This is a genomic window from Roseburia sp. AF42-8, from assembly GCF_003435965.1.
GTDB lineage: Bacteria > Bacillota > Clostridia > Lachnospirales > Lachnospiraceae > Roseburia_C > Roseburia_C amylophila.
Map to the genome: position 1 here is coordinate 1 of NZ_QTVB01000044.1, position 15002 is coordinate 15002.

The window sequence follows — 15002 nt, forward strand, 5'->3', positions numbered from 1 at the left end:
TGACTTTTAAATTTGCAAAGTATAATATTTCTATTAGGATTTGTAGTCTGACACTACAAAATAAAACAAGAAAGTATATAGAGAAAGAAAAGGAGTGTTTTAAATGAGTAATAAACATGGAAATTTATCAATTAGCAGCGATAACATTTTTCCGATTATAAAGAAATGGATGTATTCCGATCATGATATTTTCTATCGTGAACTGATTTCCAATGGCTGTGATGCCATTACCAAATTAAAAAAGCTGGAAATGATGGGAGAATATACCCTTCCAGCCGATTATAAGCCTGAAATCCACGTTATTGTCAACCCGGACGATAAAACCCTTACCTTCATTGATAACGGCCTTGGAATGACCGCTGACGAGGTAGAAGAATATATCAACCAGATTGCCTTCTCCGGTGCTACTGATTTTCTGGAGAAATACAAAGATAAAGCCAATGAAGACCAGATTATCGGTCATTTCGGACTGGGCTTCTATTCCGCTTTCATGGTTGCAGATGAGGTTCACATTGATACCCTTTCTTATAAAGATGGTGCTACTGCTGTTCACTGGGAATGCGATGGCGGCACAGAATTTGATATGAAAGACAGTGACCGTACCGAAGTCGGCACCAAAATTACTCTTTTCTTAAATGAAGATGCTTTGGAATTTGCCAACGAATATCGTGCAAGAGAAGTCATTGAGAAGTACTGCTCTTTCATGCCGGTACCAATCTATCTGACCAAGGCAAATGCCGAGCCACAGTATGAGACCATCCAACCGGAAGATAAATTAGATACCGATACTGTCATTGAAACAATCGTGGAAGAAGCAAAGACAGAAGAAAAAGAAAATGAAAATGGCGAAAAAGAAGTCGTAGAAGTATCTCCAAGAACCGAAAAGCTTAAGATTTTAAAACGTCCGGTTCCATTGAATGATACGAACCCACTGTGGACTAAGACTCCGAGCGAATGTACCGATGAAGAATACAAAGCTTTCTACCGTAAAGTATTTATGGATTATAAAGAGCCTTTATTCTGGATTCACCTGAATATGGACTATCCATTTAACTTAAAAGGTATTCTGTACTTCCCGAAGATTAATACGGAATACGATTCCATCGAAGGAACTATTAAATTATATAATAACCAGGTATTTATCGCAGATAACATTAAGGAAGTGATTCCGGAATTCTTAATGCTCTTAAAGGGCGTGATTGACTGTCCTGACCTTCCGCTTAATGTTTCCCGTAGTGCCCTGCAGAACGATGGCTTTGTAAAGAAGATTTCCGATTACATCAGTAAAAAAGTTGCAGATAAATTAATCGGTATGTGCAAGACCGAAAAGGAAAGCTACGAAAAATACTGGGATGACATCAGCCCATTTATCAAATTCGGCTGCTTAAAAGATACCAAGTTCTGTGACAAGATGAATGATTACATTCTCTTTAAGAACTTAGATGATAAGTACCTTACTCTTCCGGAGCTTCTGAAAGAAGACGAAAAAGCAGAAGAAAATATGGAAGGAAATACCGAAGATACAAAGGCTGAAGATACTGCTTCAGACAATGTGTCTGATGCTGATAAGACCGCTGATACTGCTTCTGACTCAGAAGAAAAGGATGAAAGAAAACCGATTTACTATGTTACCGATCCGGTTCAGCAGGGACAGTATATCAAGATGTTCAAGGAACAGGGCATGGATGCAGTTATCTTAAATCACAATATCGATACCTCCTTCATCAGCCAGTTAGAGCAGCGTAATGAGAAATTCAAATTCATGCGAATCGATGCAGACCTTACCGATTCCCTGAAAGAAGAAAATGCTGAAGAGACTAAAGAAACACTGTCCAAAGTATTCAAAGATACTTTAAAGAATGATAAGCTTACGATTAAAGCTGCCAAACTGAAAAATGCCGACATTGCTTCTGTTATTACTCTCTCCGAGGAAGGCAGACGTATGCAGGATATGATGAAAATGTATGCCATGAATGGCATGGGCGGTATGGATACTTCCATGTTTGCGGCAGACCAGACACTGACCTTAAATACCAGTCATCCTCTGGTCCAGTACATCTTAAATCACAAAGATTCCGAGCATGTACCAATGTTCTGTCAGCAGCTTTACGATTTAGCTGTTTTAAGCAACCAGCCATTATCCGTAGATGCTATGACAAAATTCATCCAGCGTAGCAACGATATCATGATGCTGCTGGCAAAATAAAAGTTCAAGAAGAACTACCCAAAAGGGAATCTGATTTTCATCAGATTCCCTTTTATAGTTGCCAGCGGCAGATTCTGTAGATTTTTTCTACTATTGTTCTACTCTTCTAACTGATAATACTTATCCAGCACTTCAAAAAAACTGTTGGTGGTTATGGTTCCGTCTGTTTTAAGTTCCAGTTCATCCCAGACTTTTTCATTGAGGCTTGAAGATAAATCTGCCACAAAAGCGTCATATTCGTCATTAAATGCCTCTTTCTCACGCTTTTTAACAATCTTATCCTTATTTGCATCCGTCAGCTCCTGATTGAATTTATTGATGCACTTGATAAAATAATAACCATCCTCTGTCGCAATGCTTCCTGATATTTCATCATCATTTAAGTTAAATGCAATATCCTCTACTTCCTTTGGCATCTCATCTCTTCCAAAGGTAATATCAATCTGGGCAGCCTCATTATAATCTGCTGCTACTGTCCGGAAATCCTCTCCATTTGCCAGTCTGGATGCCACCTCTCCTGCACGGCTCTGATCCTTTACATAAATCTGCTGTGCTTCCATGACCCTTGCTTCATCATCACTGACTTCCTCATTGACACCGGTTGTTAAAGATGTATACACCTTGCTTGCCAGTGCATAATTCTCATAGAGCTTCTCTATGGTAGCCTCACTGACATCCATATAACTTTTTTCCTCTTCATTCAATGACTCATAATATTCTTTTGCAGCCAGCTTCAGATTGGTCTTTTCCTCTTTACTTAAAGTAATTTCCTTCTGCTCTGCCAACTGGTCCATGCAGATTACCCGGGTCATTTCCGATAATGTAACGTCCTTCACATACTGCTCTAAATCATCGGTCTGATACTGCTGTTTCCACAAATCAATTCCATAGACATTTCCATATAGATTCTGGTAGTTACAAAGATATACCTTGGCTTCTGCCAAAGATACCTTTTCATGCTCTATCTTAAAAACTTCATTAGCAGATAATCCTGTTGTAAATACAATATCAGTTTTTCCAAGACTGCATCCACCAAGCAATACGGAAATGCTTAAGACCACTGCGACAATTTTACTCTTTCGTCCCATGAATTTTCTTCCTTTTCTTATTCGAAAACCAATTCTTTGGTATGTTTTTATGCTTCAAGACTCTTTAATATACTTCTTGCCACGCTGATTCCGTTTGCAGATGCCTGCTGTAATCCTCTGGTTACGCTTGCACCATCACCGATGGCGCGCAGACCTTTAATGCTGGTTTCAAAATCTTTGCTGACAACAACTTTATTGGAATAGAATTTTACTTCTACACCATAAAGTAATGTTTCATCACTGGCAATACCAGGTGTAACCTTATCCAGTGCCTCTAACATTTCTTCGATATCTACCATAATACGATGCGGGAATACCAGTGATAAATCTCCCGGCACTGCATCCTTTAAGGTTGGAATCAGATTGTTTCTTGCCAGACGTTCCTCTGTAGTTCTTCTGCCCCGCTTAAAGTCACCAAATGTCTGTACTAAAATTTTGCCATCACAAAGCATATTGGAAAGCTGTGCAATCTGTTTACCATACTCAATCGGAGTCTTAAATGGCTTGGTAAAGTTCTTGGATACCAGCAATGCAAAGTTGGTATTATTTGTTTTCATATCTTTCGACTTGTAAGCATGTCCATTTACAACCGCAAGTCCGTCATCATAATATTCGGTTGCTACTTCACCGGATGGGTTTGTGCAGAAAGTACGCACTTTATCGTCAAAGGTTGGTGTATGATAAACCAGTTTTGCTTCATAAAGGTTGGTATTTAAGAAATCCATAACCTCATCACGCACTTCGACACGGACACCGATATCAACCGTACCTACCTTGGTTTCAATCTCTTTTTCCTTACAGATATGTGAGAACCAGTCTGCGCCTTCACGTCCTACTGCGGAAATGATTTCTTTCGCATAATATGTATCTCCTTTTTCCGTTACAACACCAGTTACAGCATTGTTTTCTACCAGAATATCTGCCACCATGGTATTAAAGAGAATTTCCACGCCAAGGTCTAATAAATGTTTCTGCAGACGGGCATAAATCTTATATCCTTCTTCTGTTCCAAGGTGTCGAATCGGACACTCGATTAATTTTAAATTGGCATTGATTGCTTTTCTACGAATCTCACGGATTTCTTTTTCCTTATCCACACCATAAACATTGGTGTCTGCACCAAATTTCAGATAAATATCATCCGATTCTTTAATTAAGGATAATGCTTCTTCATATCCTAAGATTTCCGGCAGATTGCCACCTACATCCGGTGATAATGATAATTTACCATCCGAAAATGCTCCTGCTCCGGCAAATCCTGTTGTAATCGAACACGGCTGACATCCTACACAGACCTTTGTCTTACGCTTCGGGCACTGGCGTTTCTCAATGCTTCTTCCCTTTTCTATCATGAGGACCTTTAAATCCGGTCTTTTTTCCTTTAATTCATAGGCACAGAAAATTCCGGACGGACCTGCACCGATAATGATTACATCATAGTTATTATTCATATAAAATCCCCTTTCATTTATGCTTCCACAACCAGATATCTGCCATCCGGCAGTGAAAAAACTTCTTCTGCTTCTTCAATTTCATGATTGCTCATTCCGGATACATCCGCGCCGCTTTCGTCTAAGAACTGTTTTACTTCTTTGATGCTGTCACAGATAACTGCCATACAGTCCTCTAAAAACGCTTCTGCCTCTTCTAAACTGTCTGCCACATTTTCATCAAATAACTGTGACTGATGCTCCAAAAAGTAATTCAGACATACCTCATCGTATTCCATTTATTCTTTCCTCCTGTTTTATGAAAATTTATATACATCAATACCTAATTGTTTCAATTCCTGATAAATCCGGGCAATCGGCAGACCTACTACATTATTGTAATCACCTTCGATTTTTTCGATAAACGCAGCTGCTTTTCCCTGAATTCCATATGCACCTGCTTTATCCATTGGTTCCCCGGTATCTATATAGCGGTTCAGTTCTTCATCTGTAACCGGATACATGGTAACTTTCGTACATTCATAAAAGCTGTATTGTACCTTCTTTCCATTCTCCCGCATCCAAAGTGACACTCCGGTATAGACTTCATGGGTACTGCCGGAAAGTCCCTTTAACATTGTAAATGCATCCTCCCGGTTCTTCGGTTTACCCAGCACTTTGCCATCCTTTACCACGACGGTATCTGCTCCGATTACCAGACTGTCCTGTTCTCCTACTTTGGCTTCTATCATCTTCTCATAAATCTCTCCCGCTTTCTGCTTCGCCAGATTCATGACAATCTCAGAAGGCGTATCTCCCACCTGCTTTTCTTCTCCCTGTGCCGGAAATACCAGAAAGGTAAGTCCAAGCTGCTCTAAGAGTTCTTTTCTTCGTGGGGAAGCTGATGCTAAAATTATTTTCACGTTTTTTCTCCTTGTGTTCCGGTATATTATAAGTGAGTGGATGAAAAAGTTTACCGGAAAAGGTTTTGTTTGGAGAACATTTGCTTTTTTCATTGAAATACCAGTAGTTCTTAGGCGTATGTTTTCCTTGATGATAAACTGTCTTTCCGTTGCTTGGACCGACACGTCGCACTGTCCGTTGTCTGCGGATACCGCATACGCCTGTAAGGGGCACTAAGAATTTCGGCTAATATATGAACTTCGTCTGGCAACCGGCACAAATTCACATCCGTGTTCATCTGTGCCTCGCTGGTACATCCCTGTACCAGCGTTGCCTGGTTGCAGACGAAATTCTAAGTGCCCCTAACAAGCCTATTCATGTATCCGCAGGCAGCGAACCGTGCAATGTGTCTGTCAAACATTGGAAAGACTGTATTTATAGAAAAAAGGAAAACATATGCCTTAGAACTTCGGCATTTCAAAGGTTAAAGCAAATGCCTTCAAACAAAAGCCTTTCCTATAAAAACTTTTTCCCTCCCATCACTTATGACACCTTATACTTCAATTGCCTGATTCAGCCGGAAGGAATAAAGATACTTCTCCTTCACCGGAAGCGGGAATATCCGTTCTAACGCTTCTGCATATAAATCCAGCTGTTCTTTATACATATCCCGCAGCCTTGTGGCACTGTCTACCCGGTCTGTCTTATAATCAAGCAGTACGATTCCATCTTCTTCCACCCAGAAAACATCTATGATTCCCTGGATTAAAACCATCTCTTCTTCCATCTCATGATTTCCCATGACAAACGGCTTCTCACGGAACAAATCATCCCGCATTGCAGCTGCTTTCATACGGGGTGCAAGCTGCGATTTTAAGAATAATTCCACGGATGGTATACGGATTAATTTTTGCATATCCTCAGATACTTTACCCATTTGTACCAGTCCTGTCAACTGCTTTTTTATATTTTCTGCAAATTCATCGGAACGATCCGGCATTTTCGTAAAATCATAACATTCCATCAGACGATGCATGGCTGTTCCACGCAGTGCTCCCTGATTTACTTCTGCTTTTCCTTCCATAAATGCCGGGACATATGGGGTAGATACTTCTTCTAAGAATTTCGGTGTAACATCCTCTTCTTCCTTTGCTGCAAGCTCCCTCATTGCCCGGTGTTTTAATTCCGATACAGAATATTTTGTCACCAGATGAATGGCATCCGGGTGCGGATACTGATAGGATAACTGTTCCTTTATCTTTTCATACAGAGTATCCGAAACTTCCTCCGCCTGCTGCACACGCTGCCTCAATGACACATGCTCTGTTATCTGATGTGCCGCCTCATCCTCTAACATGCTCCATGGTGTCACATAGGAAACCTTGTCCCAGCTGCCACTGGCGGCTGCCGCCGGAAGGATCCACTCCAGGAAGGTCTTTGCTTCTGCCCGCTCCTTAAAATTAAGTGCTTTTCGGTTACTTCCGCAATAAATTTCTCTTATCTGCTGCAGCATTTCTTCATCCTTGATATAACCGGTTATAATCAATTTTTCTTTGGCTCTTGTAAATGCCACATATAAGACACGAAGCTCCTCGCCAAGGCTTTCTAATTCTGTCTGCCTTGCAATTACCTTCTTAAAAAATGCAGGTACTTTTATCCGCCTGTCTTCCTCAATAATATCAAGTCCAACGCCAAGGTTCGGATGCAGAATCATCTTGCTGCGGCTATCCTGCTTATTAAAGGATTTGCCCATTCCACTGACAAAGCAGACCGGAAATTCCAGTCCCTTACTCTTGTGTATACTCATTATATTTACTGCATCTTCATTTTCACCCACAAGTTCTGCTTCCCCAAAGTCCACATCATACTTCTGCAGCTCATCAATGTATCTTATAAAATGATAAAGTCCGCGATAACTGGTTTTCTCATAGGCAATAGCTTTCTCTGACAGCATATGAAGATTTGCAAGTCTCTGTCTGCCCGCCGGCAATGCCGATGCATATCTGGCATATCCCGTTTCCTTCAATACCTTTTGCAGCAGTTCGTGCATTGGTATATCCATGGTCTGTCTACGAAGTTTTTTATATGTTTCGGAAAAACGTTTTAATTTTGCCCGCATGTCTTCATCCGCTGTTGATTCTTTTTCTGTCAGTTCTTCTTCCGCTTCCAAAAACATCTTTACACACTGATGATACGGCTTGTCCTCTGCCAGTAACCGGAGTCTTGCAAGCTGCTCATCGGAAAGACCTGCCATTGGGGATTTTAATACTGCTGCCAGTGGAATATCCTGTCTTGGATTATCTAATATCCTAAGATAATTTAATACCGTCCTGATTTCTAATGTGGAAAAATATCCGGTTCTTGAAACCGTATGTGCCGGAATTCCATTGGCATTTAAAACCTCTGCAAAAAGGTCCGCCCATTCACTTAAACTACGCAGTAAAATTACAATATCGCCATAGCGGACTTTCCGGAATTCTCCGGTTTCTTCGTCTACCACCTCTTCTTTGCCTACCATCTTCCGAATCCGGTCTGCAATTAATTTTGCTTCCAGTTCCTGTTTTGAAATCTGCTGTTTTGTTCCCTCTTCCAGTTCCTGTGTAGTTGTAAGAAGAATCTCACTGTCAAAAGCGTCTGCTTTCTCTCCCGCCGGATAATCTGCACCACAATACAATGCCGCCTCACCGGTATAATCCACACCGCCAAGATTCCGTTTCATAATCTGATAGAAAATATCATTGGTAAAAGTAAGCACCGTATCTCTGCTTCGGAAGTTCTTATGCAGATCAATCCGCTGACAGGGTGCATCTGTTGTCTCATAAGTATCAAACTTTTCCATGAAAAGCTCCGGTCTCGCCAGACGAAAACGGTAAATACTCTGTTTTACATCTCCTACCATAAAAAGATTATTCTGTCCGACCACTTCTCTTGAAATTGCCCGGAGAATCGTCTCCTGCACATAGTTGCTGTCCTGATACTCATCGATCATAATTTCTTCATAGGCATTCTGAAATTCTTTTGCTGTCTCCGTTGGTTTCCCGGTCTCTTCCTCTACCAATATCTCTAATGCAAAATGCTCAAGGTCTGAGAAATCCACCAGATTCTTATCCTGCTTTCTTTCTGCGAAAGCATCGATAAAACGCTCCGTCACTTCAGCTAACGCTTCTGCTGATGGCTGTACCAGAGCGAGCTGCTCTAAGATTTCCTGAAAAGTAAGGGCAAAGCAGTCACTTTTTAACTTTCCGATTCCATCCTTAAGTTTTTTACGTTCTGCCTTTACCTGCTCCTGCTTTTCCGGACTTCCGATATAATCCTTTGCCCTGCCTAATGTTGCAAATTTACATTTTCCTAATTCTTCATAAAAAGCCTGATATGTATCGCAGGAAAGCAATTCTTCCATCAGCTCTGCATCCTGCTCACAGGCGTCCTCATACATGTAAGGACCGTCTGCATCCTGACAAAGCTCAAGATAATGCTCTGCCTGCTCTAAATAGCCCCTTACCATCTGCTTCCCATATTCTACCGTCATTTCAATAAAGGATGCATGTTCTAACTCCTGCTCCGTTTTTATCTCATAACAGCTTAACGCTTCCCGAAGCCACTGCTTCGGCCATGGATAGCTCTGTGCATAGGAATAAAGTTTAAATATCATATCCCGCACCGGTGCATCACTTCTGCTGGTTCCATAACAGGAAATGAGATGCAAAAAGCCCGGATGTTTTTCTTCATAACACTGTTCAAACAATCCGGTCATTACATCTTCCCGAAGAAGCTTTAACTCGCCTTCATCTCCAATCCTGAAATTCGGCTCCAGACCGATTTCATGAAAATGATTCCGAAGCACATAAAGGCAGAAACTGTCTATGGTAGTAATCTGCGCATTCTGCACCAGTGCAGCCTGCTGCTGTAATCTCACATCGGAAGGATTCTCCTGCAATGCCTTTTCCAAGGCTTTTGCTACACGCTCTTTCATCTGGGCTGCCGCCGCATTGGTGAAGGTTACCACCAGAAGATGGTCAATATCTACCGGATGCTTCTTATCCAATACCAGCTCTTTGATTCTCTCTACCAGTACGGCTGTCTTTCCGGAACCTGCTGCCGCAGACACTAAGATATTACGGTTTCTTAAATCAATGACCTGCTGCTGTTCTTTTGTCCATGTCATTCCCATTTCTTAAAAAACCTCCTTCATGCGTTCATAGATTTCCTCGGAAGATAATTCTTCCAACCGCCTTACTTCATATCCCGGAATCTTTTTATCAAATCCACAGACCGCAGCATATGGACAATAATCACAGCTGCTCCGGTTCTTTAAAAGATACGGATTCACCTCTGTATTTCCCTTTAAAATAGCATTTCCAGCTTCTGCAATCCGATAGCTGGCATAATCCGCAATCAGCCTAAATTCTTCCTTGTCCACAGCCTTATCGCTCTTTCGCACCGTTCCGTCCTTATTTACAGAAATCGGAAGGACATTGGATTTACCGGAAAGTTCCACATCCATGGCACGGTAAATATCATCCTCTGTATTTACCACTCCATCCAGACGTAAATTTTCCAATATCTTTCTTCGAATCTCTTCTTCAGATTCACTACCGGTTCCTTCCACCATCGGATCATCAATATGATAGTAGAACATACCTGCCGGCACTACCTCTTTTGCCGGATTTTGCTTTGCAAATAATTCCATTGCTGCATTCATATAAACCACAAGCTGAAGCTTCAGTCCATGATACAAAGATAGCAGTTCAAAACCGGTATTACCGGATTTATAATCAATAATCTTTACATATAACTTATCTTTGTCTTCATAAGTATCAATACGGTCAATTCTTCCCTGGAGCCGCATATGCTCTTCTTCACTGAGTTTAAAATTCACTGCATTTAAATCATCCGTATAGGAAAATCCCACCTCAAACTGCGATGGTTCAAATTTTCCCTGACGGATCTGGCTGGTCAGTGCCCAGATGGTCCGTGCAAAAATCTTTTTCATCTTTGCTACCTGATAACGGTTTGCCGCTGTATCTGCCATGGCTACATTTCCACTGGAAGCAATTGCTTCTTCCATCGCCCGCTCCATAAGCTGTTTTTGTGCTTCTTCTGTAATATCAAACCAGCTATAGAATGATTCTTTCAGATACCGGCTATAATTTTCCAATGCCTGATGATAGATATTTCCCATATCCGTCATACGGAATTCAAAGAGTTCCCGTTCCTGTAAACGAAGTCCATAAGTCAGGAAATGGGCACAGGCACAGGCTGCATACTGTTCCAGCCGCGTAACACTGTTCTTTAACTCATTTCCATAAAGAGCCTTTGCCACAGTCCGGCTGATTGGCTCTGCATGATATTTAAGCTCTGCTGCATCAAGAATAGCTTTTACCTGCTCCTGATATGCCGGTTCCTCTTCATACCAGTGCAGCAAAGCCTGCCAGAGTACTTCCTTCTCATCATTCCACCCGGCATCTTCCTGATACAGTCCCTCTAACAGAAATGCCATGCTGCTCTCCGGTGTTACCAGTGTTTCATCAACCTGTTCTCCCGTTATCAGCTCTGCTTTTAACCCCGGGAACAGTCCCTCTATCATATGAATAAAATAGGACGGGCGCTTTGCACTTCCATCACTGCCTACCCTTGCATAGGTAAGATAAAGTTTTTTCGATGGCTTTGTCACTGCAAGATAAAGGTAAAAACGCTGGATAAAAACACGTTCCCTTGCTGTAGGAGCCAGTTCCATATGATTTTTCGCAAGTTCTTCTCTTTCCAGCTGGGAAATAATGCCGCCACGATTATCGGATTTTGGCACAATACCATCATTGACTCCCACAATAAACAATACTTTTATATCATCAAGACGGGTTCTTTCAATATCACCAATCATCACGCAGTCATAGCCACCCGGAATCACGCCTACTTTGGCAGCTTCAAAGCCAGCCTCTAAGACCTTGGCATATTCGGATATGTCCATGACTTCATCACCCAGAAGCGTTGCCATCTTATCCAAAATATCCATTACAATGCGATAAATCTGTGCATATTCCTTTGCCTTGGCTAAGTCCTTCGCCTCTTTATACTGATTCTCCCGGTATTTTAACTGCTGCTCTATCTGTAAGGACACAATAAACTGATAGAGTGCTGTCGTGCATTCCCGTACGGTAGCACCTTTTTTATGAAATACAGCCGTCAATTCCGAAAATGGCTCCATTACACGGATCCGGAGTTCATTTAAAGCTTCTAAATCTTCTTCCGCAACCTCATGGGTGGTATAAATAAATCTTGCCTCCCATTTTTTCTTTCCACGGATGCCTGCTGCCAGTACATAATTTTCCAGCAGGTCAATCTCATCCTCACTGATTTGTGATAATCCGCAGCGCAAATAACGGAACATTGCTTCCTCTGAAAAATTGTCCTCGATTACCTGCAAAAGAGACCGGACAAATTCCAAAAATGGATGCAGTAAAATATTTTTCGTTGTATCTAAGAAAAACGGAATGCCAAACTCCTCCATAATCTGCGGCACATAGCTTCCATACTCTTCTATGGCACCGGAAATAATGGCAAAATCCCGGTAGCGATATGCTCCGGTATGCACCAGCCTTGCAATCTCTTCTGCTGCATACTGCAGTTCTCTTCTTGGATTTGGCAGGGATAAAATCTCTATGCCTTCTTTGATTTCTTTCTCATCCTTCTTTTCGTAGCTATGATGTCTGGTACGGAACAGATTCTGCTCTAAGAACCGTAGTACCGGTGCCTCCCGGAACCGGTCAGCTTTGGGATTCTTTAATACCACCGGCTCTGTTACTTCAAAATGCTTCTCTTCTGCCATTTTCATTAGGCTGGCTACAGTCTTCTTACTCATGGCAAACAGCTCCTGCATATCATGATAGGAATAAATATCCTCTGCCGGGTCAATGGTTACTGTCACATATATATCTGATACAATTCCCATCAGGCGGTATAGCACGTTATTCTGAATCGGTGTAAATCCGGTAAATCCATCGAAAACCAGCACGGCATCCTGTAAAAGCTTTGATTCCTCTGCCATATCACAGAAGGCTTCTAAAACTTCTTCAGCAGTAATATACATCCCGGAAATTGCACTTCGAAAGCCCCGGTACATGGTCAGGATATCCTGCAGTTTATAGGAAAATGCCGGTGGCATATTCTGCTCTTCAATAAATGTTTCCAAAGTATCCGGATCGATATTATACTGTGTCAGCTCTGATATCAGGGACTTCACTTCACTGATATATCCCATCTTTTTCATATTTCCCTGCATGACGCATAAATCATCCATCTGCTCTTCGGCAACCTTACGCAATACAAGGTTTTTCCCGGTCTCTTCTAAAACTGCCATATTCGTCTTTCCTAATTCATCGAAAATACGATATGCCAGTCGCTGGAAGCTGACCACATCTATATTCATAATACTGTTTTTTTCCTGTAACCGAACAAGTTCACGCTGCGTCTGCATCGTGAACTGTTCCGGTACTACTACATAATAATTTTTCTTTAAATTCTTCTGAGCTTCTTTGACTGTTTTGCGGAATACATAGTCTGACTTTCCGCTTCCAGCACTGCCCAGCACAAATTGCAGTGCCATATCAGATTCCTCCTACTGATTCTCCTACCAAAAGTTCTCCATTGATAATCACACGCTCCACCAGCGTTGTCTTAGGCTGCTCGATTCTCTGTACCAGACGTTTTACGGCCTCTTCCCCAATCTTTCTGGTATTCTGCCGTATAGTCGTAATCTTTGGACTCATCATCTGGGATACTTTTGTTCCATCAAAACCTGCAATAGAAATATCATCCGGTACTTTAAGTCCCATTTCATCAATTACATTAATCCCACCAATTAATGCTGTATCATCCGGGTAGAGAATACAGGTCGGCGGGTCAGGCAGATTTAAAAGTTCCCTGGTTGCCTTTGCCACAAGCCTGGTATCTAAATATTCTCCTTCCTTTAAATAGTCATCCGGAACATTCAGATTAAAGCTCTCCATTGTCTGGAAAAAGCTGGTCAGACGATCTCTGGTAACAGCCGAATGTTTTTCCCCATAAATGTATGCAATTTTCCGGTGTCCCTTGGAATAAATATAACGTACCAGTTCATTCATCCCTTTTACATTATTAGAAGAAACAACCGTGCAGTTGTAATATACATAATCCACAGTAACAATCGGAATATTACTCTGCAAAAGTTCCTGTACCTCCGGTTCCTCAAACCTGGCACACACAATTCCAACTCCGTCAAAATTCCGGTATTTACAGTGTTCAAGATATGACATCTTATGATTCACATGCTCATTATTAATAAAAGTGATATCATAGCCTAATTCTTCCGCCTTTTCTTTAAATCCATTTAAGATGCCCGAGAAATATTCATGGGTAAGCCCTCTTCCGGCCTCCTCTTTAAAAAGTACTCCTAAGTTATAAGAACGGTTCGTCTTTAATGCCCTTGCTGCCGCATTCGGAAAATACCCCATCTCCTGTGCTGCTTCTTTAATCCGTATCCTGGTCTTCTCCCCAATATCACTATGTCCATTCAACGCTTTACTTACTGTTGCCGTTGAGACACCGCAACGCTTCGCCACGTCCTTTAATGAAACCATTTCTTTCCTCCTTTTTATCCCCGTATCCACTCATCTGCAGATACTATATTTCAATTCCGACTGCCTCTTTTGCCAGCCGGTCTGCTTCTTCATTTCCTTCTACTCCTGAGTGCCCTTTTACTTTTACAAAATGAAGCGTAATTTTATCCTTTATGCTCTGAATATAGTCATAATAAGCAATGGTTCCTTTCTTATTCCGTTTCCATGCTCCTGTTGCCCACATTTCAATACCCATATAGTCATAATATATCGTAAGCTCTGCCAGTCCAAGCTCCACTGCCTTCTCAATGGCAGCCATGCTTCCTAATACTTCTCCTGCCACATTACGCATGGATGCCATTTCTTCTTCCGAGCCTGAGCCTTGCAGCACTTCTTTTTTCCCATCTGCCATCAGAAAGCCGCCATATCCGTATACCTTCGTTGCAATATTATAAGAGCCATCCACAAAGGCATAATTTTCCGGCTCTTTTTCTACTGTCTGATGCTTCTGACCGATATATTCTTCTGCCGCTTCCCTTGTTGGAAAGCTTTTAAACTCTGCTCCCGGAAAACCATCGGTCTGCTGCTTACACATATCCCAACTCATATAAATACCCGGTTTCTTTCCTTTTCGGACTGCATAAAACTTTGCTGCCATTCTTCTTCCTCTTACTATTTTTTATTGATTTGATAGACGGAAATCTTCTTATAAGCCCGCGCAAGTGTTTATAAAACCTTGCGAAAATGGCTTAAAATCAAGGTTTTCCGCGTATCGTCATTT

General features: G+C 41.6%; 9 protein-coding genes. 1 reads left to right on the forward strand and 8 read right to left on the reverse strand.

Annotated elements, in window-relative coordinates:
* Positions 1-103: 103 nt before the first annotated feature.
* On the forward strand, positions 104-2206 hold the full coding sequence (gene htpG, locus DW059_RS13005) for a molecular chaperone HtpG (RefSeq protein WP_117699090.1): 2103 nt from the start codon (positions 104-106) through the stop codon (positions 2204-2206).
* 98 nt (positions 2207-2304) lie between these two features.
* On the opposite strand, the gene DW059_RS13010 is transcribed toward htpG, so the two are convergent.
* From DW059_RS13010 to DW059_RS13045, 8 genes are all read right to left on the reverse strand, one after another.
* Positions 2305-3294, reverse strand: a complete 990-nt coding sequence (locus DW059_RS13010) for a peptidylprolyl isomerase (RefSeq protein WP_117699091.1) — start codon at positions 3292-3294, stop codon at positions 2305-2307.
* Between the two features lie 47 nt (positions 3295-3341).
* A complete protein-coding gene (locus tag DW059_RS13015; RefSeq protein WP_117699092.1) occupies positions 3342-4745 on the reverse strand; it encodes an NAD(P)/FAD-dependent oxidoreductase in 1404 nt (467 codons plus the stop codon).
* Between the two features lie 17 nt (positions 4746-4762).
* Entirely contained in the window at positions 4763-5023 is a 261-nt protein-coding gene (locus tag DW059_RS13020) for a hypothetical protein (protein ID WP_022243115.1), read from the reverse strand.
* Between the two features lie 18 nt (positions 5024-5041).
* The gene (locus tag DW059_RS13025) at positions 5042-5647 is read right to left on the reverse strand and encodes a Maf family protein (protein ID WP_242986262.1); all 606 of its coding nucleotides are present in this window, start codon (positions 5645-5647) and stop codon (positions 5042-5044) included.
* Positions 5648-6180: 533 nt separating this feature from the next.
* Positions 6181-9798 carry a helicase-exonuclease AddAB subunit AddA gene (addA, locus tag DW059_RS13030; RefSeq protein ID WP_117699094.1) on the reverse strand — a complete coding sequence of 1206 codons (3618 nt, stop codon included), beginning with the start codon at positions 9796-9798 and terminating at the stop codon, positions 6181-6183.
* 3 nt (positions 9799-9801) lie between these two features.
* Positions 9802-13230 carry a helicase-exonuclease AddAB subunit AddB gene (gene addB, locus DW059_RS13035; protein WP_117699095.1) on the reverse strand — a complete coding sequence of 1143 codons (3429 nt, stop codon included), beginning with the start codon at positions 13228-13230 and terminating at the stop codon, positions 9802-9804.
* 1 nt (position 13231) lies between these two features.
* Entirely contained in the window at positions 13232-14242 is a 1011-nt protein-coding gene (locus DW059_RS13040; protein WP_117699096.1) for a LacI family DNA-binding transcriptional regulator, read from the reverse strand.
* A gap of 43 nt (positions 14243-14285) precedes the next feature.
* The gene (locus DW059_RS13045) at positions 14286-14879 is read right to left on the reverse strand and encodes a ribonuclease H1 domain-containing protein (RefSeq protein ID WP_117699097.1); all 594 of its coding nucleotides are present in this window, start codon (positions 14877-14879) and stop codon (positions 14286-14288) included.
* Positions 14880-15002: the final 123 nt, after the last annotated feature.

Coding starts and splice junctions, on each gene's coding strand:
- htpG (WP_117699090.1), top strand. CDS start 104: ATGAGTAATAAACATGGAAATTTATCAATTAGCAGCGATAACATTTTT.
- DW059_RS13010 (WP_117699091.1), bottom strand. CDS start 3,294: ATGGGACGAAAGAGTAAAATTGTCGCAGTGGTCTTAAGCATTTCCGTA.
- DW059_RS13015 (WP_117699092.1), bottom strand. CDS start 4,745: ATGAATAATAACTATGATGTAATCATTATCGGTGCAGGTCCGTCCGGA.
- DW059_RS13020 (WP_022243115.1), bottom strand. CDS start 5,023: ATGGAATACGATGAGGTATGTCTGAATTACTTTTTGGAGCATCAGTCA.
- addA (WP_117699094.1), bottom strand. CDS start 9,798: ATGGGAATGACATGGACAAAAGAACAGCAGCAGGTCATTGATTTAAGA.
- addB (WP_117699095.1), bottom strand. CDS start 13,230: ATGGCACTGCAATTTGTGCTGGGCAGTGCTGGAAGCGGAAAGTCAGAC.
- DW059_RS13040 (WP_117699096.1), bottom strand. CDS start 14,242: ATGGTTTCATTAAAGGACGTGGCGAAGCGTTGCGGTGTCTCAACGGCA.
- DW059_RS13045 (WP_117699097.1), bottom strand. CDS start 14,879: ATGGCAGCAAAGTTTTATGCAGTCCGAAAAGGAAAGAAACCGGGTATT.